Consider the following 20,180-nt stretch of genomic DNA (forward strand, 5'->3'; position numbering starts at 1 on the left):
CCGGAAGCTCGGATCTGCCGGGGATTCCTCCTCCAGCGGCATGGCCCCGCTGCCGTTGAGCGTGAAGGGGCTCGAGTTGTCTTCGAGTTCCCGGTGTGTGGGCCGTGGGTCACGTAGCGGCTGAGTGTCTTTCCGCACCTTACGGCGCCCAAGTGCGGGGTTTCGTAGCGCTGTTGGCTGTTACGGGGTCGTCGGCGGGCCCTTCTTCTTCCTGTCCTCCGCGTCCGCAGCTTGTAGTGCCGCGATCCTCTCGTGGATCACCCTCTTCTTGTCGTTGCCGAGCAGGTCGCTTTCGTCGAGCTCGGAGATGCTGCTCGGGTGCAGCGGGTGGGAGAAGTGCCGGAAGTCGTCGGCTGTCGCGAGGGTGCCTCCGTCGCTGCGTTCCTCGGCGAAGAAGTGCGCGATCGCGTCACGGAGCATCGCCTGGTCCTGTTCCCCGAAGGGGCCCGCCCACGGGTGGCCTTTGGTGACCTCCTGGTCTCCTGCCCTTTCCTGTTTGAGGAAGGCCCGCCCGTACCGCGGACCGAAGATCGCTTCCAGTTTCCCGCCGCGCTCCCAGCCCTTGGAGGGGTACTTCGTCGCGTCCGTCTCGTTGTCCACCGTCTGGCCGTTGCGGGGCCTGGGCTGGTTCGGGGAGATGTCGATCGACAGGGTCTTGATGCCGGCGAAGGCGAACTGGTCGGTGACGCCGCTGCGCATGCCGACCGCGCCGATGATGGTGAACTTCTCATTGAGGTAGTGCAGCAGCGCCAGCTCGGAGCGGCGGCCCGTCATCCCGGGCCACTGCCAGTACTTGTGCAGGTGCGGCCCGTCGGTGGGGACCGGTCCCGGAAAGTCGCCGATGAGGAGGGGCTGCGCACCCCCGAGATCGGGGTGCGTGCGGATCATTTCCTGGAGCTGGCTCAGGCCGTCGTGTCCGGTGTCGAGCGCGGGGGCGTTCCCTTCCCCGGTGTGGCCGCTGTCCCGGTAGTTCACGATGACGTACCGGACACCTGTCCTGAATCTGCTCAGCGGGTGGTCGGAGTCGGAGCGGGCGGCGTCGAACGCCTGCTTGGTGTCCTCGTCCGGAGCGGCGTACTCGCGGTGGAAGTCCTGCATTCCTGCCGCGTCACCGCCGGCACCGACCCAGGCGCGCCGCTTCGCCAGCATGCTTTCCATGAACGCGTCGGTGGATCTGGTCTCTCCGCTGTGCCCGATCTTGAGGTTCCTCGGGCTCTCCTTGGTGTAGAAGACCCGGCCGGGCAGGTCCTCGTGGAGTTGGTACATGTGCTGGGCCTTGCGGTCGACGGCGCGCTTCTCCGCGGGGCGGTTGGTCTGGAGCGCGGTGATCTCCGCGGCGATTTCCGCGGCCGTCTCCGCTGCGAACGCGGCCCTGTAGGCGGCCTCGGGCGATGTTTTCATGGCCTCCTTGATCCGGCGTTTCTTTTCCTCTTCGCGCCACTTCGCGACTTTGGCCTCAGCATCAGCAGCAGCAGGATCGTGATCCGGGGGGAAGGATTTGCCGACTTCAGCTGCGATGGCGTCTTTTGTCTGGTTGAACTCAGTCGCCCTCGCGGTGGACGCGGCGATTTTTTCCGGGGAATTTTCCTCCGCTTTCCTCCTGTTTTTCACGGATTCGGTGATCCGCTTGCCGTCGGCCTTGGGGTCGAAGTCGTCCAGGAGTCCGTACATGAGGAGCCTGAGCTCCGGGTTGACGATCAGGGCGGCCCGGACGTGGTACATGTCGCCGGAGTGCTTCGCGTTGACGACGAGAGTGTTCTCGGCCGTCAGTCCGTGGGCCTTCACGTCCGCTGTGCTGCTGATCTTGATGCCGAACATCGGGGCGGCCGGGACCGCCGCCGCCTGCGTGGGCGCTGCGGAGGACGAAGACGCCGTCTCCGCCGTCTCCGCCGGCACCCGCTGAACGGAAAGCCGCGTGCCACCGGTCGTGCGCTGGACGGGCGGTGCGACAGCCGGCCCCGCCGGAGCCGGGCCCGACAGTGCGCGCCGGGCGTTTGCCTCGGCCTCCCGCTCGAAGCGGTCGGAGGGGTCGGAGACCTTCAGGCCGTCCCCGTTGTCGGTGCCGGCGACAGGGCCGGAGCGTTGCTGGATGACGTGGGTGAGTTCGTGGGCGAGGGTGTGCCGGTCGGTGCCGCCGTCGCCGAGGACGACGTGGTTGCCGCTGGTGTAGGCGCGGGCGCCGACCTCGGCGGCGGAGGCGCGGGCGGCGGAGTCGTCATGGACGCGGACATCGGAGAAGTCGGCGCCGAGCCGGGCCTCCATGTCGGTACGGGTGGCGTCGTCGAGGGGGCGCCCGGAGGTGCGCAGGACGTCGTGGACGGTGGAGCGCTGCACGGCGGGCTGTTCGGCCCGCGCGTTGTGCGGGTGGCCGCAGCCGGCCGTGTGCTGATGCGGCTCCTGGGCCCAGGGGTGGCCCGCCTGGCGCAGGAGCTGTATCAGCGCACTGTTCCCGGCGGAGCGTTGGATATCGAGGGCATCGGACGGGGCGAGAGGGGCCCGCGCCGCCGTCCGCTGGTGCCGGTGTTCGACGTCCGCAGGCCGGTCGGCTTCGCGAGTCATGGGAGAGGGCGCCTTTCCGTCGGGCAGCCGGGTTTCACTCCACGACACCGTTTGGTCAAGGCCGGAGGAATGTCCCTGCGGACAGGAGTGAGGGCAGGGGGCGTTGCCCGAACGCCCGGCGAGCCCTGCCGGCGCTCCCGGCTGAGGGCCGGGGCCGGCACCCGGCCTGGAGAAGCCTCGGCCGACCTGCACGAACCGCTGGAGAACCACCCGATGAACTGCCCCTCGCCGCGTCAGTTCGGTGACGTCAACCTGGTGGGCCTGCCGAGCGCTGCCGATGACCACGCCCGGGGAGCTGGCCACGCTGGAGATCCGGGTCCAGGCCCGTAATCCGCAGAACCCGTTCGCCAGCCCGAAAAGTCACGACAGAACACGCGGAAGGAAGCCGACCAGCTCCTCGGCCGGGCTGTCTGCCTCCAGCGTCACGCCCCGCGCCGCGATGCTCGGGCGCTGCGTGATCGGTACGGAATCCAAGGAGCCACCTCCAGCTCAACGTCTGCGACGACACCGCCCGGCGGGGCAACGTCGAAGACGGCAACGGCACCACCAGCTGCGTCAACCGGCGAATTTGTTTTCGCCGGGCCATGGTCGACCCCACCACCCGAGGGACCCTGCTCGCCTTCGTCCGTCACGACGACGGCACTGCAGCCGCCCGCGCCCGCGTTGGCGCCCTCGGGTTCGGGCGTCCTGATGGCGTGGTCGTGTCGGTCGTGTCCGCCGGGCGGTGGAGGGTCCGGAGGGCTGTACGAGCTCCGGATCGGTGTTGATGAGGCGGGGGCGGGGCGGGGCCGCTCTGATCCGCTCGGCGATACGAAGGCAGGCCGGCCGGTGGGACGGGCCAGGCCACAGACGTTGTGTGGCTGCTTCCCGCAGGTTGCTGGGACGGGTGGGGTGGACCGGCGGAAGGCTCCTGCGGAGTTCGCCACCGCGGTGGAGGAGTACGAGGGGCGGCGGGGGAGGGCTGCAGCGGAGGTGAGGGGCGGACGTGTGCGGACGGCACGCCGACGCCCGGTAGCGCGGCGGCGGCGCCGGGTCGTCACATGGGGGGCGCGGGTGAAAACAAGCCCCCGACGTTGCCGCCACGGGCCGGGCACTGTGCCGAGGACCGGCACCACCGCGCGCCGGCCCGCCTCTGTGAAGCCTGGCCGCTTCCGTGCCTGCGCGGGAACGCTCGGGGACGGACCCTGCCCGCTGGATACTCCGGACCTCCCGGCCGGGCCGGGCCCCGCTCACCTGCGCCCCCCGACAAGACCCCCGGCCGAGTTTCACAGTTTCCACACATACGGCCCCGGTGGGCTGCGATGATCACACCCCTCAGACGCCACCCCCCCCTTGCCAGACAGGTCCACGATGAGCCGCACCATACGCATCGCCGCATTCACCTCCGCAGCCCTCGGCACCCTCGCCCTCGCCACCCCCAGCCAGGCCGCTTCCACCACCGGCGCCCTGATGATCACGCATGTCCGGCCGAACGCGGCCGGGGCCGACACCAGCGGCACCACCCAGCTCAACCTCAACGGCGAATACTTCGTCATCAAGAACGTCACCAGCCGCACCGTCAACACCAGCGGCTACATCCCCGACATCACCACCAACACCTACGGCCGCGCCCTGCCCACCTACTACCTGCCGGCCGGAGCCAAGGCGTACGTCCACACCGGCAGCGGCCGCAACTACCGCGACAGCTACGGCAACCACCACATCTTCCGCGGCTACGCCCGCCACGTCCTGCCGAACACCAGCACCGTGAAGAACCCGGACCTGCGCCTGAAGAGGCCCGGCAGCCACGACGACAACACCGCCACCGGCAGCATCAGCACCTGCAACTGGAACACCGCCGCCGACGGCACCACCTACAGCTGCTGAAACCCCGCCCGCCCGCAGCCGGACTCGACGCCGTGACGCACCAGTTCCTGCCGAGGGCGCACAAGGGGTACGCGAAATCCGGGCCCTGAGCCAGGGCGATCCCTGTCCTGCGACGCGCCGTCGCCCTTCGACGCGCCGTCGCCCTTGCATCACCCCTGATGCGGGCGTGACGTTTCACGGCAGAACCTGACGGCCTCTCACCCCCGCCTTTTGCTCCGAGGTGGGCGGAACGCTCCCGCGCGGCCGCCGGGGCCGAGCCCGATGCCGCGCGGCCCTCCTGGCCCGCCCTGCGCCCCGCCCTTGTGGGGTGCGGGCGGACAGCGCCCCTGCCGGGCCCACCACCCCGGCAGGGGTTCCTGCTGCTGGTGTGCTGGTGTGGCTTGGGGTGCTGTGGCCGCGGAGTGCGCGCGTTGCCGGGTGCGGGGGAGCGGCGCCGTGCTGCCGGGCCCGGGCCGGTTCGGCCGCGGTGCGGCCCTTCGGAGCCGGCGGTGGCCGAGGCCGGAAGTGTCATCCGCGGTCCGCAGGCAAGGTCGCCTCCGTACGCGTGCTGCGTGCGGGGCCTTGGGCTGGCCGGCACGGCGGGCACCGGCCTTGCCGCGGCCGGCGGCGTTGTCGCGGCGCTCGAGGACCTCGTGGCGGGCGGGCCCCCGGGGCCGGGCGTCGCAGCGGGTGGTGCCAGCGGAGAGGTCGCCCCGGGGGTGGCACAGGCCCGGACGGCGGAGGGGGTGATGCCGAGGACGTCGGCGGCTTCGTTGCCGGCGAGGAGAATCGCCGGGGTGTTCTCCCGTGGGCCGAGAAGGCACAGGAGTGCCGGACGGGGCAGGCCTGGTCCGCTCAGGGCTGTAGAGCGGGAATCGGCCGGGCAGCATATCGGCCTCCGGTCGTGTGTGTGTCGCCGGTGGCCGGGGCCGGGGCCGGGGAGCGTTCTGTCCAGGGGAGCGTTCGGTCCGGGGGTCACCTTTCGTAGCGGGCGGCCAGGGTTCGTGCCGTCTCGGCGATGCGGCTGCGTAGTTCGGCCGGTGCCAGGACCTCGATATCGGTGCCCAGCCGCAGGAAGTCCCGGTGGGCGTGGTCGATCGACTCGATGGGCAGACGGATCTGCGTCCATCCGTCGCCCGCGGGTGTGACGCCGAGGAGGCGGGCGCCCTGCGGGGTGAGCCGCACCAGGGCCTCCGCGGTGTGCAGTCGTGCTCGGAAGCCGGCCAGATAGACGTTCCAGTACCCGGCCAGGTCGAACCGGCCTGGGATGACGAACTCTTCTTCCAGCGGCCGGAATGCGAGGATCTGGTCGACTCGGTAGGTGCGGATCCCGGACGGCCCGCCGGCGACCAGGTACCAGCGGCCGGCCTTGAGGACGAGCCCGTACGGTTCCACCCGCCGCTCGATCTCCTGCGGCGCCCGCCAGCGCCGGTAGCGCAGGACCACCGCCCGCCGCGTCCACACCGCGTCGGCGACCGCGCCCAGGTGAGGCGCTTGGCCGGCGTCGCCGTACCAGCCGGGGGCGTCGAGCAGGAAGCGTTGCTGGATCCGTTCGGCGTGCTCGCGCACCTCTGCCGGAAGGGCGGCCTGCAGCTTGAGCCGGGCGGTGGCGAGCGCCTCGCCGAGGCCGAGTTCGGCGGCGGCGCCGGGGAGCGCGGCGAGGAACGCGGCCCGTGCCTCGTCCACGGTCAGTCCGGTGAGCCGGGTCCGGTAGCCGTCGACCAGCCGGTAGCCGCCGGCATGGCCGGCGGCGCCGTACAGCGGGATACCGGCGGCTCCGAGCGCCTCGACGTCCCGGTAGACCGTCCGGACGGAGACCTCCAGTTCGTCGGCCAGCTGCCGGGCCGTCATCCGGCCCCGGTTCTGGAGCAGCAGAAGCAGGGTGACCAGCCGGCTCGCACGCATGCCGCCCAGTATCCACTGACAGCCGATGTCAGCAGACCGGCCCTAACCTGCCGCGCATGGACGACAACCGGACCACGGACCCCACGCCCACCGGGCAGGTCACCGCATGAGCATCGTCGAGCTCCGGCAGTACACCCTGCGTCCCGGCACCAGAGAAACGCTGATCGAGCTGTTCGAGCGCGAGTTCGTGACGGGCCAGCAGGCGGCCGGTATCACCCTCGGCGGCCGCTTCCGCGATCTGGACGACCCCGACCGCTTCGTCTGGCTGCGCGCCTTTCGCGACATGGCGCACCGCCGGCGCGCGCTGGAGGCGTTCTACACCGGCCCGGTCTGGAGGGAGCACCGCGACACCGCGAACGCCACCATGATCGACAGCGACGACGTCCTGCTGCTGCGCGGCCCGGGCTTCACACCGGAGCCGGGCACGAGTGAGGTACTCGCGACCGTCTGCCATCCCACCGACGCGGCCGCCTTCGACGCGTACGCCGCCCGGCACCTGGGCCCGGAGCATGCACTGCACCGCACCGAGCACGCCGAGAACGACTTTCCCCGCCTGCCCGTCCGGACCGGGGAGGACGTCCGGATCTGGTTCGGCCCGGCCCAACCGGCACCCTGGCCGACCCAGCGGCTGCGGCTGGAACCCGTGGAGCCCTGGAACGCGTAACCGCGCCCGCTCGTGAAACGCAGCGGGACCGCCGTGCCACCGACTCCTCTTCCAGGCCCTGACCGAACGCGACACCGCCTACGTCACCACCCACCGCACCACCCACCGCCCCGATGCATGGGCGAGTCCCCACCCGCTCCCGCGCCGCGCCCACCAGCAGGCCGTCCTGGCGCTGGCCGGCCTCGGCGGCGACCGGGCCCGGCCCGGACTGCTGACGGCACTGGACACCGGCACCGACGCCTGGCGCGCCCTGAGCGCTGCCGGGCACCTGCCCCAGGCCGCCCACGAACGCGCACCCCGGCTGATTCGCCTCCTTGCCGGCGTCGACCACTCGCGGGAGTGGCCCGCCATCGGCGCCCCGGCTCTGGCCTCCGCCCTGGCCGAAATGGGCGACCCGGCGGCCGCGCCCGTGCTCACCGGACGCCGTCCGAGCCGCCGTCCGGCACAAGCAGTGGCGCACCGCAGTACCGATCCTGGAAGCGCTCGCGAGTTCGCCCCTCCCACGCCGCACCCGCCCTGGACGCCATCCGCATTCCGACCGACGAGGAAGACCCGGACCTACGGGTAGCCACGGCGGGCGCCGTCTGAGAACTCGAACGCGCCCCCGAAAAAGTCCTCCCGCAGCTGGAGGGCCTGCTCGACACCTACCGGTCCCGTGAAGCGTGCGTCGTCCTGGGCCGGACCGGCCCTCCCGCCGCGGCCCTCCCGCCGTGACCCTGCTGCCGCGTCTGCGGCGGATGCTGAACGCGCAGCTCGAGCAGAACGCGCGGAACCAGCAGAACGATGCGACCGCCCTCAACATCGGGAACGCCTGAACTCTCCCTCATGTCGCGTCAGCCCTGTGGGAGATAGGCGGACACCGCCGGCCGAGCCCTCATGCGTGCCGGGAGGACAACGACTCCACCGCACGCGACGTCGCCGCCCGCCTCAACCGCATGGGCCACGCAGCCCGCCCCGCTGCGCCCCGGATCCAGGAAACACTCGCACGGCCCCGCCGCGGGCAGGAACACCTTCGGATGGGAAGTCGCCTCGACCTGGAACTCCAGCGCTCCTGCCGCGCCATTCTCACGCGCCGCCTGCATGATCTCCCGGATCTTCCCCCCGGTACCGGAAGAGTAGGCACGCCCACGACGGTACGCGGGCCCCGGTGGCGGTTGGGCAGCAGACGGCTACTGCGCCCGCTCGAAGGCCCGTCCAGGCAGCACGCAGAACGTCGGCGGTCCGGTCCTCGGGGGAGACGCCTTGGGTCCTGTCCGGCGGATCCAGGGAAGCCAGTTCTTGAGCGGCCTCGATGCACTCGTGTCCAAAGGGGGGGGCTGAGGTGGGCTCGTGAACCAAGGAGGGAAGGCGGAAAGCGACGCGCACAAGCCTCCGGCCTTGCAGCGCTGGCTTTAATCACGAGTCGTGGCTCTGGCTCAACTTCTGTGGTCCATAACTGTGGGTCACTGGTCATATCTCGAAGAGGGCTTCCTCTTGTGGCGGGATCGGAGGGTCGAGGACGTCGCGGAGGCGGGTGATGTCTCGGCGCCATCTCGGCCCGTCCGTGGCCTCGTCCCACAGCTCGGCGATTTCAGACCGCTCGTCGACTACTCGGTCCAGGGCGCCGACGGCGAGCGTCCGAAGGTCCGCGGGCAACTCCGGCAGCGGCTCCGATGGGCCGTAGTTCGAGCACGCGGGCTCGCCGTCAGGGTGCTGTGCGACCACCAGGGCTGCTGCGGCAACTGCTCGCTCGGCGTCGGGGGTGATCAGGTAGTCCGAAGGGTCGGCGGCGCGTTTGAGGACTCTGCGGATCATGGACTCGCGTTCTTCCATGGTTGCCTCGTCCAGGTCACCGGCAAAATCGGCGGCGGTGTCATTGTCGAAGGGGCCGATGTCCCAGGTGCCCATATCTCTCCTCGCGCGGTCGTCTCGGGATCCTCGCACTGGCCACCGACAAGGAGGTCAGGAGCCAAGCAGCACCCGCTTGCGCAGGAGCTTGAAGCCAGCGCGTCCGTACATCTGCCGTTTGATCATTTTAAAAGTTACGTGGAATCTGTCCGGGGCGATCATGTCTCCCCGGTGCAACCACGGACTTGGGAGATGGCTTGAGCGGCACGACGGTGCTGAGGAAGAAGTGGCCGGTGCTGGGCCGGCATGAGCAGGCGGCGGTGTGGCTGCAGATCTGGACTGATCTCGGTCGGGCGCCGAGGACGATCGACGCCTACGCCCGAGGGCTGGCTGAGTACCTGGTGATGTGCGAGCGGGAGGACGTCGACCCGGTCACCGCAGGCCGTGCGCACATCGCCCTGTATGTAAGGGAATTGATGTCACGACCGCACCGGCGGGGTGTGAATGTGGTGGCGATCGACTCGGGGTCGGGGCTGGCGAACGCCACGATCCAGCAGCGCCTGGTACCGGTCCGTCTGTTCTACGACTTCCTCATGGAGGAGGGCCTGCGCGAGTCGAACCCGGTGGGCTGCGGCCGCTACACCCCTGGGCGCCGACGAGGCGGACAGCAGCACGGACTGGTACCGCGGCTTACGAAGCTGCCGTGGATCCCCAGCGAACAGCAGTGGCTGGGGATCCTTCAGGTCGCGCGGGAGGAGCCGGTCCGCAACCGGGTAATGCTGGCCCTGGCCTACGACGGCGCGCTGCGGCGGGAGGAGCTGTGCTCGCTGCGGACGGACGACCTCGATCCAGCCCACCGGACGCTGAGGGTGCGGGCGGAGACGACGAAGAACCGGCTGGAGCGGGTGGTGCCGTACTCGGCGTCGACCGGCGTGCTGATGTCGGCCTACCTCGCCCACCGGGCCACGATCAGCCGGGCCAGGGGGCCGCTGTTCCTGTCGGAGTCCCGGCGCAACCACGGACAGCCGCTGACCCTGTGGACCTGGTCGAAGGTGGTACGGCGGATCGCCGTGACGTCCGGCGTCCCGCGCTTCTCGACCCACACCACCCGGCATCTGTGTCTAACCGATCTGGCCCGAATGGGGTGGGAGTTGCAGACGATCGCATCCTTCGCCGGCCACCGCAACACCGATTCCACGCTGCAGTACATCCACCTGTCCGGCCGTGACCTGGCCGACAAGCTCGCCCGCGGCATGGAGCACATCCACGCGTGGCGAATTGAGGCACTCACCTCCCCGAACGGCACGGCAACGAAGGAGGCACGGTGAACACATCTCGCCTGGACCTGCCCCCTGAGAACGGGCCCGAACGCTGGTCCTGGCCGATCATTCCGGACCACTACGACACTGCTGTCGAGGTCCGGCCCGTCGAGGCGGTGGCAGTGAGCGAACTCGGGGTGCGGAATCTGCGCCGGCTCAAGGACCACGATCCGTCCGCTGCCGGCTGGCGGGCGGTCCACCGTCTGCTGGTCCCGCTGGAGGCGGTCAACGCCGCTCTTGACTCGCCACCTACCCCGCACCGTCGACGTGCGATGCTCGACGTGATCGCCGTGCTGCTGACACGTTGCGCCGACACTGGCCGAACCTTTTGGGGATGGACCCCGCAGGAGTGGATCCATCTGCTCGGCCGCAACCAGACTGAGTTCCACGAGCGTGCCCCGGGCTGGGTCAACGACGAGGTCCGCCCCTATCTCGCCGCGCACGCATACCTGCTGGGCTCCTTCAACGAATTCCACCGACTCGGCAGCTTCCAGCGACTCACCCTGTCCTGGCGGGTTTTCGGACGCGGCTTGGTGACCAGCGAGATCGCCCGCATCCGCGCCGTCCTCACGTCCTGGGGCTACCAACTGGGGCGGGACGATGACACGCTGCTGCCGATGGTCGTCTGCCAGCTGCTTCTCCTCAACCGGAGCCCGCATTTGGAGGATCTCGACACTTCGCTGTTCGACCGGGTTCGGAGCGAGAAGATGCTGGCCGGCTCACAGCGCCACACCCTGCACGCCACCCAGCGGGCGGTTGCCGAACTCGGATTCTGTGATCCTCCGCAGCCCATCACCGGCCGCCAGTCGGCACGGGCGACCGGCGGCGCGAAGACGTGGGAACAATGGGTCGATCGCTGGCACACCACCTCCACGCTCACCCCGGGCGTCCGCGGGGCCATGCGCTCCGCCCTCCTCAGGGTGGGCCGGTGGATAGCCGCGGAACAGCCCGACACTGCTGACCCGACATTCTGGACGAGGCAGACCTGCGCGACCTGGATCGCCGCGGTGGACCGGATGAGGGTCGGTGACTACGTTCAGCGGACGGCCGGCCTGGGAGACCGTCTCGGCAAGCCGCTCGAAGCGGCGACCAAGGCCGCGCAGATCACCGCGCTGCGGACGTTCTTCAAGGACTGCCAGGAATGGGAGTGGCTGCCCCGCAGCTTCGACCCACTGCGCGCGCTGGCGATCCCTCGCAGCATCACGGCCCTCCTTGGCCCCGACCCGCGGGTGATCGCCGATGAGGTCTGGGCGAAGCTTCTGTGGGCGGGTTTGAACCTGGAAGCTGCAGATCTCCCACAGTCCCAGGCCGGGCAGTTCTACCCTTTCGAACTGGTCCGCGCGGTCACACTGACCTGGTTGTTCTCCGGTCAACGCAGCAACGAGATCGCCCGATTGAGGGTCGGCTGCATTCGTTGGCAGCACGACGGCACCCTCATCACCGGTGACTCCCAGCAGGTCCTGGCCCGCGACACCGTCTGTCTCCTCGACGTCCCGCCCCACAAGACCGGCACCGCCTTCACCAAGCCGGTCGACCCGATCCTCGGCCAGGCCGTCGATGCCTGGCAGGCCATCCGCCCGGATCAGCCGAAGTTCACCGACCGCCGCACCGGCGAGCGCGTCGACCTGCTGTTCGCCATCCGGGCCCGTCGCGTCTCCACGCACTACATCAACAATACGATCATCCCAATGCTCTGCCGTAAGGCCGGAGTCCCGGACGCCGACGTCCGCGGGAACATCACCAGCCACCGAGCCCGGTCCACCATCGCCAGCCAGCTCTACAACGCCAAGGAACCGATGACGCTGTTCGAACTGCAGGCCTGGCTCGGACACCGATCACCGCAATCGACCCAGTACTACGCGAAGATCACTCCGAACACCCTGTCCAAAGCGTATTCCGAGGCGGGCTACTTCGAGCGGAACGTCCGCACGATCGAGGTCCTGGTCGACCGCGACGCGGTCGCTTCCGGCGCCGCAGCGGCCGGTGATCCTTGGCAGCACTACGACCTCGGCCACGGCTACTGCACCTACACCTTCTTCGAGCAGTGCCAGCACCGCATGGCGTGCGCCAAGTGTGACTTCTACACCCCGAAGGACTCCACCAAGAGTCAGATCCTGGAGGCCAAAGGCAATCTTCAGCGCATGCTCGTCACCATCCCACTGACCGACGACGAACGCCAGGCCGTCGATGACGGCCAGACCGCCTTGGACAAGCTCCTCGCGCGCCTGGCTGATGTCCCCACCCCGGCCGGCCCGACGCCCCGCCAGATCGGAATACCCCCAAACGCCGCGTTGCTTCCTCTCGTCGAAGTCCGACGCAGCGCGCCGTCGGGAAGCGCCAAAGGGCCGAACGCACCCGGAGTGCATCGGCGAAAGGGGGAATCGTGACACCTGGTCCCGACACGGATGACTTGGCCAGCATCTATCCCGAACTCGGTCGGAACGAAACGCTCCAGAGCATCCTGCAGACGGCCGTTCACCAGGCTGGACACGGGCTGGACGTACTCCCCGAACGCGCGCCAGGCTGGTGGCGGTCCGGAGCCCGCGTAGACGGTGACAGCCGGACGACCAACGTTCTCCTCGGCATCGCAGACCGCGCCTTCATCGTGAACTTCTGGGAACGCGGCGTCATGATGGCCAAGGGCACAACGACCAGCTTGGACGCTGTCGTATCGGCCATCGGTGCTTGGCAATCCGGCGCCGCCTTGGCACGTCTGAAGTCCGCCTGCCCGTTCGTCGACTACAGTCCGCTCGCCGAAGCCCACGAGCGCGGTGACGCAGTCGAAGCCCAATGGACGAGCTATCGGCATACCACAGCACGGCACGTGGACCATGGACTCATCGAAGCTGCATACGCCCAGCCACAGCTGCGAGCCCTGTTCCCCTTCCACAGCCACCGGACGCTGAACTTCAGCCGCTGCACCGGGTTCCCCTACACCCACGACGTTCCAGTGATTACTCCCGTGGACGGGAAGTACCGCGTCACCTGGTGGAAGACCCGCTCGCCGCACGGACCGGCGGACATCGGAGAGACTGACAACCCGCGTGACGCTGTTGCCTTGGTCCTCATCCACCTTCCCACCAACTGCGGGCCAGCAGTCGTTGGCACTGCCAATGATCTTGACAAATCAGATTCCACATAATGATGCGGTTGACGTGGCCTTCCACTGCGCCCGAGCTCCAGGGCAGGGTCAGGCCGGCGATGACGGCGTTGAGGTCGCGGTCGATGCCGGCGGCGAGGGTGTGGAGGCTGGGCAGGTCGTCCTGTCGAACTGCGTCGAGCCACTCCGGAAGACGTTCGCCATGCCGGTCGGTGAGCATGGTCGCGAAGGATCGGACGTGGCGGGTCAGGGCGTCGAGCTCGGGGCACTGGGTGCGGATGGTCTTGAGCTGGAGTTGTTCGGGCTCGCTGAGGGTTTCTGGGCGGCGGAGGATCCATCCGGAGACCGTTCGGGGTGATGGCGGCCGGGCGCTCACCGGTCGCGGTGAAGTTCGTTTCTTGTGCAGGTAGGCGCGGACACGCTGGTAGCTGCCCTTATAACCGAGCGGCACGATCTCCTCCCACAGTTTCCACGCGTTGGTGAAGCCCTCGTTCCAGCGGTCGTCCAGGTGGGACTTGTAGTCATCGAGGACCGAGGGCCGGTCCTGCCACTGGCCGGTGAACAGATCCTCCGGCTTCGAGGCGTCGGCGAACCGTTTGACGGTGTGCCAGGCCATGCCGAGCTGCCGCTGGACCGACCGCAGGCTGTGTCCAGCCTCCAGGAGTGCGTGGACGGCGGCATGCCGGGCCCTGGTGCGGTCGGCGAACCGGTGCCCGGTCGGCCACGGTGAATCGGACGGTGTTTCTTCCTGGACGGAGGCAGGGTCGGGTTCCGGGGTCTCAGGGACAAGGGCTCGCAGGCAGTGGCGGTGCTGGGAAACTGCCCGCTCGGCGGCCTCGCTCAGGTTGTGCCAGAGGTGCCACCGGTCCGCGACCTGGACGGCCTGCGGGGCGCCGACGGCGGCGCCTTCGGCGAAGAACGGCGCCCGGTCCCGGCAAACGACCTCAACGCCTGGCCGGTCGGCGAGCCAGGCCGCCAGGCTGGAAGCCTCCCGGTTCGGCAACAGGTCGACGGGGCGGCGGGTCTCGATGTCGACGAGGACGGTGCCGTAGTGGCGGCCCTTGCGGGTGGCGTACTCGTCGACGCCGACCACCCGCGGCGCGGCTACCTCAGGTTCGGGAAGTGCGTCGACCAGCCGGAGCACCGTGCTGCGGCTGACGGATGGGCGAAGCCGGCTCCGGCCCGGCCTGCGAGTGCCAGACCGACCGCGGCCAAGGTGGAGCGCAACCGCTCGGTCCGCTGACCGTGCCGGCGCGTCAGGCCAGGTATCTGCTCGACGAAGGTACGGCGTGCGCAGCCCGAGTTCTCGCAGGTGAACCGGCGGACTCTCAGCTGGAGGACAACGCTTCGGCCACCGCTCGGTACATCAGCGGGAAACCGCAGATAGGAACCATGAACTCGGTTCGACCAGACTCCGCAAACTGGACACACAGCGCCGTCCGCGATGCTCTGGGCGTCAACGCGCACTATCTCGATGTCTACGTCCACCGACAGCACCGCGGCGTCCGGGATCGACGGGAACAACAGCTCCTTCAGTCGGAGCGCAACCTCTTCCACGGCCCCGAACTGTCAGCCCCACCGCCTGGTCCACGGACCATTTTCGGGCGACTTCGCGGACGGCTCGAAGGAGTCCGTCTGTCACTCAGAGTGGCGGCATCACAGAAGTTGTGCCAGAGCCTCTTCACAGAGCCACAGCCGCCCCCCCCGGACCACCCGGCACGTGTCGGCACGTCCCTGCGTACCTACCGCCGTCATGTCGCGGACGTGTGTGACCGTGCCCTTCGCGGCTGGCAGCCGCCCGGCCGGAACAGGCGCGGTCGTCAGTGCCAGTTCTCGGCGTCGTACAGGTACACCACCAGCGCGTGTCCTTCCGCGCGCGATGCCGTGCGGGCCAGCTCGGTCGCCGCAGGGTAGTCGTAGGCGTCCGCGGCGACGGTCATGGTGCTCGGTGACGTCAGGACGCGGTATCCGCACACGCTTCGCTTCCAGTTATCGAGGTACAGCGTCTCGCCGATCGGCTGGTCGACGGGGTCGACACGGGGATCGCGGTATCGGACCGTGGCCACTCCCGTACGAGATCGCCGTGCCGGTGGACCGCCACCTTCTGGGCCCTCCGGAGGATCTTGTAGCCCATGGGGATCCACCGGTACAGGTCAGGGGCATCGGACAGTGCCGACTCGGTGAACGCCGACGAGGCGGTCGCCACCGAAAACCATGTACTGCGTCTCGGTGCGCATGCTGTCGAAGGGGTCCGCCTCGGCCGGCGGGTAGGGCCAGTAGTCCATGCCACGATCGTGCCAGGCGGCCCTGACAGTGGCCGCCGGCGGAGGACAACACCCAACCGAGACTGAAGGTGCGGACATCGGCGCACCCCCGGACCTGAAGAGCGGTGTCGGTGGATGAGCGCCAGTCGCGGGTCCGGCCCGGTGGTCGGTGATGCGACCGTGGGCCGGTGCGCCTGCGCGGCGCGCGCGTCCTCGAAGCTCTGGGCGTTGTGCGAAAGCAGGGCATCGAGGCTCCGGGCCGTTTCGTGGTGCCGCTGGGGGGCCGCGTCCGCCTGGCCGGCGGGCCCGTCTCGGCCACCCCCGAAGACATGCGTACGAGAGTCACCTTCCGCATGACTTATACTAAAACTGCATTTCCATGCTAGGGTTGCATCATGATGGGTACCGAGGAACTCCTCAGACTCACCGTTGCCGCGTTGATGACCCGGACCGGCGAGCGCCAGAACGATCTGGCCGCCGGGCTCGGACAGTCCCAAGCACAGGTCTCCCGCAAGCAATCCGGCAAACAACACTGGGGCCTGGACGACGTCGACCTGCTCGCCGCCCACTACCGCCTGCACGTCCTGGACCTGCTGGCCGGGCCTACCCACGCGGTCGGCGTACTCCACGGCGCGATCCCAAGCCTGCGCCCCGCCGACACCCCCGCACCCGCGCCGGCCGCACAGCCGCCCCTCGCGCCCACGGCACCCCTCCCGGCCGGCACTGCCTCTCCCTCCAGCGCAGCGCCCGCTCCCGCGGTGACACTGCGACCGTGCGTGCTGTGCGGGCAGCCTGCCGGCGACGAACTGGACGGCTTCCCGCAGCACCTGAGCGCCGACGAGTGCGCCCAGGCCGTCGCCACCGCAACCACGCCACCCCCGCCCGAACCTGCAGTGGAGACACCGCCCCCGGCGCCGGCTGCTGCGCCCGACCTCGAGCCCGAACCCGCCGTGGCCCCGCCCCCGGCGCCGACGCCCGCGCCGACATCCCGGCCGCACCGCAGTGCTCCGGGATACGCCTCCGGGACGCTGGTCGAGCAGATCACCGACCGGGCGCGCGAGGTCCTGGACGAGTGCGGCGGCGACGTGGAGGCGGCCCAGGCCCTGCTCATCAAAGCCGCGATCCCGGACGTGATGGCGCTGCTGAAGGCCTCCCGGGTCGGCGGCCGCTACGAGCACTCCGAGTTCCCCCCCACCCAGGACATCCTCCGCAAGCGGTCACAGAAGGGCGCGGACGAGATCTGGGAGGGCCGGCCGAAGTGGCGCAACCCGGAGCTTTTCCGGGCGGCGAAGAAGGGCGAGCGGATCGAGGTCACCGCACTCGACATGAACGCCGCCTACCTGTCCGCCCTCAAATGCTGGCTACCGATCGGCCAACTACGCGAGGACACCAGCGGCGCCCACGACCCCAAGAAGTCCGGCGTCCACCTCATCACCCCACCCGAATGGGACCACCCCAACCTGCCCAACCCGCTCGGCAACCGCATGGAGCCGGGGGAGTTGTGGGTCAGCGAGTCCACGCTCCGCCTGCTGCTCGACTGCGCCCGCCAGGACCTCTCCGACGCCCCGGTCATCCACCGCTCGCTCGTCTCCGGTGCCACGGAAGCCCTGTTGGAGAAACTCCGCCGAGCCCTCGCAGAGACCCGGAAAACCGCCCTTGCCCAGGGCGACGAATTGACCGTGGCCTATGTGAAGGCCATGTATTCTAAATTCGTGTCCACCATCGGCGAATCCAGCGCGAACCGCGAACTGCGCCGTCCGGACTGGATGCACATCATCCGAGCAAAGGCCTTCGCGAACCTTTGGATGAAAGCCAACAAGGCACACCGCGCCGGACTCCAGATCGTGGAGATCTCCGGAACCGACGAACTCCACGTCGCCGGAGACTGGCGCACGGTATTTCCCGAAGGCCTTGACCTGAACCAGGTCAAGGAAAAGGACACTTACGTTCTGGGGGGTAAGCGCTGATGGCCGGATCTCCAGATCTGTGGTCCCGATGGGGCGAATTCGGGAAGTTCAACACCCGCGGTATGAAGGGCGGTGAAGCCCTGATCATGGAACTGAACCGGATTGTCTACTCGTCGGGCATTTCCTCGCCGGTCACGTCCAAGCGCGGTCTTTCCGCCCGGCTGCGCTACCTCGACAGCACCGCCGGCCGCGAGGCGCTGAAGCAGCAGGGCGTCTCGGACCGCACCATCCGCTCGTGGATGAAGGGCAAGTCCAAGCCCTCGAAGGCGAACCTCCAGCGCATCGACTCCGCCTACTGGTCGCGCCGGCGCGAGAACCTGATCCGCTCCGGCTGGCTCAAGCGGCACCTCGACAACGACGGCCGCGGCCGCCGGATGGAGATCTACCCGGTCGATCAGACCCAGGTGGACGAGCGGTTCCGCCGACCCGGCCTGTCCCAGCGCTCCATCACCGTCCGCTACGTGTGGAGCGACCTGATCGACGCCTACGCCGACCAGAACGAGGACCTGGTGGACGAGATCTGGGACGACGTCATCAGCGACCTCGACTCGGACTACAACGCCTACGCGTACGTCTCCTCGGTCGGCATCGGAGCCTAACCTGTCGACGCTCAAGTAATTCCCACGAGTCGCACCTTCGGCTTCACCAAATTGCCCACCCCTGTCCGGACGGCAGCTCGGTGTACGGCTCAGACGGCTGGACGATGGGTCTCATCGCACCGACCCAACATGGCTGCAATGGAGAGTTCGAACATGACAACGAGTGCGTCACATGCAGACAAAGTGGAAGTGGCATGGCGGGAGCTGCTCGACTCCGATCAGGTGAGCGCTGAGTTGGTTGTGGCGGCATACGCCGAGCCGCGGCTAAGGCAGCTCTTCCCCTGGGTGGGGATGTGGGAGCTGCACTTCAGTCGCTGCACTGAGCAGAGTTGGACATGGGACGTTCCCTACGTCGGCCCGACAGCAGCCGGCCCGGGTCACGCCGGGCCGTACTACGTCGAGGGACCTTCGCGGACTCAGAAGGTCGGGAGGGCTGATACAGCGCAGGAGGCAATCGCGATGGTCGTGGAGCGACTGCCGCCCGACTGCGGGCCCGCGTTCGACGGCACGCCCGAAGAACTGGCCGTGCTCGAGAGCGGAAGAGACCTGTGATCGACCGGAGTTTTCGTCCGGAGGCGGGTCCGACGGGCATGGCCGACCGGCGCCCACGGTGCGGACTCCGGGATTCCCCTGGGGAAGATCGTGAACTTCTGGCTGGGGAATTACGTGAGCGTCCACAGACCCTTGTACGCCCCTCCCCGCCCGCCCCCTCACCCCAGGGCGGGCGCTCCACGACGCAGCGGGCCGGGGGCGCGCTGGGGCGGGGCTGCATCTCCCACCCCGCGGCCCGTCGGGCAGGCGGCCGACCGTCCGCGGATGGGCTCGCCACCGTCACATAGCCAGTCACATGAGGAGCAGTCACACGCGCTTACCTGGGAAAAGACCCCGAAACCCCCGCCCGTCCCGCGCGTGTGACCGACGCCGCGGGTCAGAACTGCGGCGTCGGCAGCCCGGCCGGGGCGCAGCCGCGTTCCTGCTCGGCAGCGCCCCGGCCCGCCCGTCGGCGAGGAGGACGATGGAGGTATGGGCGAGCACGACCAGGGCGACGCCGAGCTGGTCCCGGCGTCGCCGCGCGATGACGATCAGGCTGCACCAGGCGATGGACGACGTCCGGGTCCGCGACGTGCACGCCGCCCGGATCTGGGAACCGCTGGGCCACACGTCGTGGGAGTCTTACTGCGCTTCGGAGCTCGGTATCTCCCGCGCGAGCGTACCGGCTCCTGGACGTCGCCCGCACCGCCCCTCCGGCGCCCACCGAACCGCCGATGGACCCGGCCGCCGCCGCACGACGGCGCCTCGGCGACCAGCTCGTCGCGTGCGCTCACGAGATCGGCGAGCTGATGCTCGAAATCGCCCCGGCCTACCTCTCCGACGCCCAAGCCACCGACATCGTCGCCCTGCTGTGTGACGATGTCGGCGAGCCCCTCGAATACGGCCTCGCCGCCCGCCGCTACGCACTCACCGGCGACCGCCGCGCCCTGAACGGCACCCTCCTATAAGTCGGGTGCCGTCGTCTCCTTTCCCTGGAACAGGTGCTCTGACCCTTTTTGAGGAGTGTTCAGGTGGGTTTTGGGGGAGGAGCGTTGGGGCTTGTCGGGTATTCGTTTTCGGTATTGAGAGGCATTCAGGAGGGTATTCGGTTTTGGTATTTGGCTCGGTTCCGTTGTTCGATGCTCGCGGCCCTCCCCCACCCCTCTTGTTGCGTCTTTTTGGTGTAGACCACCTGCTGTGTGGGTCGGGGTGCCTGTGTGACGGTGGGTAGTGTGTTGTGGGAGGGGCCGGCGGCTGGACGGTGTTTCCGGGCGTGTGCATACTGTGGTGGTGAGGGAGCGCGCAGCGCGACCGGAGGACCCGGAACTCCGGAGGCCCCGCAGGGGCCGCCGAGCCCGGTATCCGGACCGACACCCCGTCAAACCCCCTCCTGGCCAGCCAAAACAGAAGACCGGAAACCGTGCACGCGGCCCGCACCACCACCAGTCGGCCCCCACGGACCCGAGCCGACCCGCACCACCCCGCAGTCACCGCAGGTGACTGCCCACCGGGACCACTCTGCCCGGCGGCGCGCAGCGCCGCGGTCCCCCTGGGAGTGACGCAGTCACTCCGCGTCGTGTCTCCGCAGGAGACCGCGCGC

The 20,180-nt window shown here is 69.1% G+C and carries 15 protein-coding genes; 9 read left to right on the forward strand and 6 right to left on the reverse strand.

Going from position 1 to position 20,180, the window contains the following annotated elements; genetic code table 11:
* Positions 1 to 180: 180 nt before the first annotated feature.
* The gene (locus tag ACIGW2_RS28465; protein WP_399846838.1) at positions 181 to 2,559 is read right to left on the reverse strand and encodes a DUF4157 domain-containing protein; all 2,379 of its coding nucleotides are present in this window, start codon (positions 2,557 to 2,559) and stop codon (positions 181 to 183) included.
* Positions 2,560 to 3,909: 1,350 nt separating this feature from the next.
* Here ACIGW2_RS28465 and ACIGW2_RS28470 point away from each other — a divergent pair.
* A complete protein-coding gene (locus ACIGW2_RS28470; RefSeq protein WP_356075189.1) occupies positions 3,910 to 4,425 on the forward strand; it encodes a hypothetical protein in 516 nt (171 codons plus the stop codon).
* A 954-nt stretch (positions 4,426 to 5,379) separates the two neighbouring features.
* On the opposite strand, the gene ACIGW2_RS28475 is transcribed toward ACIGW2_RS28470, so the two are convergent.
* Positions 5,380 to 6,309 carry a helix-turn-helix transcriptional regulator gene (locus tag ACIGW2_RS28475; RefSeq protein ID WP_399846840.1) on the reverse strand — a complete coding sequence of 310 codons (930 nt, stop codon included), beginning with the start codon at positions 6,307 to 6,309 and terminating at the stop codon, positions 5,380 to 5,382.
* Between the two features lie 106 nt (positions 6,310 to 6,415).
* Between ACIGW2_RS28475 and ACIGW2_RS28480 the strand changes: the two genes are divergently transcribed.
* A complete protein-coding gene (locus ACIGW2_RS28480; protein WP_399846842.1) occupies positions 6,416 to 6,973 on the forward strand; it encodes an NIPSNAP family protein in 558 nt (185 codons plus the stop codon).
* A gap of 1,449 nt (positions 6,974 to 8,422) precedes the next feature.
* Here ACIGW2_RS28480 and ACIGW2_RS28485 read toward each other — a convergent pair.
* On the reverse strand, positions 8,423 to 8,860 hold the full coding sequence (locus tag ACIGW2_RS28485; RefSeq protein ID WP_391651682.1) for a DUF4259 domain-containing protein: 438 nt from the start codon (positions 8,858 to 8,860) through the stop codon (positions 8,423 to 8,425).
* 197 nt (positions 8,861 to 9,057) lie between these two features.
* Between ACIGW2_RS28485 and ACIGW2_RS28490 the strand changes: the two genes are divergently transcribed.
* Genes ACIGW2_RS28490 through ACIGW2_RS28500 form a run of 3 tightly spaced genes read left to right on the forward strand, consistent with a single transcriptional unit; the run spans position 9,058 to position 13,261 of the window.
* Positions 9,058 to 10,128 carry a tyrosine-type recombinase/integrase gene (locus tag ACIGW2_RS28490; RefSeq protein ID WP_391651681.1) on the forward strand — a complete coding sequence of 357 codons (1,071 nt, stop codon included), beginning with the start codon at positions 9,058 to 9,060 and terminating at the stop codon, positions 10,126 to 10,128.
* On the forward strand, positions 10,125 to 12,506 hold the full coding sequence (locus tag ACIGW2_RS28495; protein ID WP_399846845.1) for a tyrosine-type recombinase/integrase: 2,382 nt from the start codon (positions 10,125 to 10,127) through the stop codon (positions 12,504 to 12,506). The genes ACIGW2_RS28490 and ACIGW2_RS28495 overlap by 4 nt, the downstream gene beginning before the upstream one ends.
* A 23-nt stretch (positions 12,507 to 12,529) precedes the next feature.
* Positions 12,530 to 13,261: a DUF6193 family natural product biosynthesis protein gene (locus ACIGW2_RS28500; protein WP_391651679.1), complete on the forward strand. Its 732-nt coding sequence runs from the start codon at positions 12,530 to 12,532 to the stop codon at positions 13,259 to 13,261.
* Here the strand turns inward: ACIGW2_RS28500 and ACIGW2_RS28505 are convergent.
* The 3 genes from ACIGW2_RS28505 to ACIGW2_RS28515 form a co-directional block, all read right to left on the reverse strand.
* Complete coding sequence (locus tag ACIGW2_RS28505; RefSeq protein WP_399846847.1) at positions 13,185 to 14,363, reverse strand: transposase; 1,179 nt, start codon at positions 14,361 to 14,363, stop codon at positions 13,185 to 13,187. The two genes, ACIGW2_RS28500 and ACIGW2_RS28505, sit on opposite strands and share 77 nt — an antisense overlap.
* Positions 14,324 to 14,776 (reverse strand): transposase family protein, encoded by a 453-nt coding sequence (locus tag ACIGW2_RS28510; protein WP_399846848.1) that lies wholly within the window; start codon positions 14,774 to 14,776, stop codon positions 14,324 to 14,326. The genes ACIGW2_RS28505 and ACIGW2_RS28510 overlap by 40 nt, the downstream gene beginning before the upstream one ends.
* Positions 14,777 to 15,039: 263 nt before the next feature.
* The gene (locus tag ACIGW2_RS28515) at positions 15,040 to 15,285 is read right to left on the reverse strand and encodes a hypothetical protein (RefSeq protein ID WP_391651677.1); all 246 of its coding nucleotides are present in this window, start codon (positions 15,283 to 15,285) and stop codon (positions 15,040 to 15,042) included.
* Between the two features lie 593 nt (positions 15,286 to 15,878).
* On the opposite strand from ACIGW2_RS28515, the gene ACIGW2_RS28520 reads away from it, so the two are divergent.
* The 4 genes from ACIGW2_RS28520 to ACIGW2_RS28535 all read left to right on the forward strand — a co-directional run bounded on the left by ACIGW2_RS28520 (position 15,879) and on the right by ACIGW2_RS28535 (position 19,548).
* Positions 15,879 to 17,450: an acyltransferase gene (locus ACIGW2_RS28520; protein ID WP_391651676.1), complete on the forward strand. Its 1,572-nt coding sequence runs from the start codon at positions 15,879 to 15,881 to the stop codon at positions 17,448 to 17,450.
* Between the two features lie 86 nt (positions 17,451 to 17,536).
* The gene (locus ACIGW2_RS28525) at positions 17,537 to 18,049 is read left to right on the forward strand and encodes a hypothetical protein (protein ID WP_399846851.1); all 513 of its coding nucleotides are present in this window, start codon (positions 17,537 to 17,539) and stop codon (positions 18,047 to 18,049) included.
* Positions 18,050 to 18,187: 138 nt separating this feature from the next.
* Positions 18,188 to 18,601, forward strand: a complete 414-nt coding sequence (locus tag ACIGW2_RS28530) for a DUF6193 family natural product biosynthesis protein (RefSeq protein ID WP_391651674.1) — start codon at positions 18,188 to 18,190, stop codon at positions 18,599 to 18,601.
* 713 nt (positions 18,602 to 19,314) lie between these two features.
* Positions 19,315 to 19,548, forward strand: a complete 234-nt coding sequence (locus ACIGW2_RS28535; protein ID WP_391651673.1) for a hypothetical protein — start codon at positions 19,315 to 19,317, stop codon at positions 19,546 to 19,548.
* The last annotated feature ends 632 nt before the right edge of the window (positions 19,549 to 20,180 follow it).

Origin of the sequence: Streptomyces sp. NPDC053541, assembly GCF_044544705.1 — a bacterium.
In the GTDB taxonomy this organism is placed as follows: Bacteria; Actinomycetota; Actinomycetes; order Streptomycetales; family Streptomycetaceae; genus Streptomyces.

Excerpts from the sequence above, each read along its gene's own strand:
- ACIGW2_RS28465 (WP_399846838.1), bottom strand. The coding sequence starts at position 2,559 with ATGACTCGCGAAGCCGACCGGCCTGCGGACGTCGAACACCGGCACCAG.
- ACIGW2_RS28470 (WP_356075189.1), top strand. The coding sequence starts at position 3,910 with ATGAGCCGCACCATACGCATCGCCGCATTCACCTCCGCAGCCCTCGGC.
- ACIGW2_RS28475 (WP_399846840.1), bottom strand. The coding sequence starts at position 6,309 with ATGCGTGCGAGCCGGCTGGTCACCCTGCTTCTGCTGCTCCAGAACCGG.
- ACIGW2_RS28480 (WP_399846842.1), top strand. The coding sequence starts at position 6,416 with ATGAGCATCGTCGAGCTCCGGCAGTACACCCTGCGTCCCGGCACCAGA.
- ACIGW2_RS28485 (WP_391651682.1), bottom strand. The coding sequence starts at position 8,860 with ATGGGCACCTGGGACATCGGCCCCTTCGACAATGACACCGCCGCCGAT.
- ACIGW2_RS28520 (WP_391651676.1), top strand. The coding sequence starts at position 15,879 with ATGATGGGTACCGAGGAACTCCTCAGACTCACCGTTGCCGCGTTGATG.
- ACIGW2_RS28525 (WP_399846851.1), top strand. The coding sequence starts at position 17,537 with ATGGAACTGAACCGGATTGTCTACTCGTCGGGCATTTCCTCGCCGGTC.
- ACIGW2_RS28530 (WP_391651674.1), top strand. The coding sequence starts at position 18,188 with ATGGAGAGTTCGAACATGACAACGAGTGCGTCACATGCAGACAAAGTG.
- ACIGW2_RS28535 (WP_391651673.1), top strand. The coding sequence starts at position 19,315 with ATGGACCCGGCCGCCGCCGCACGACGGCGCCTCGGCGACCAGCTCGTC.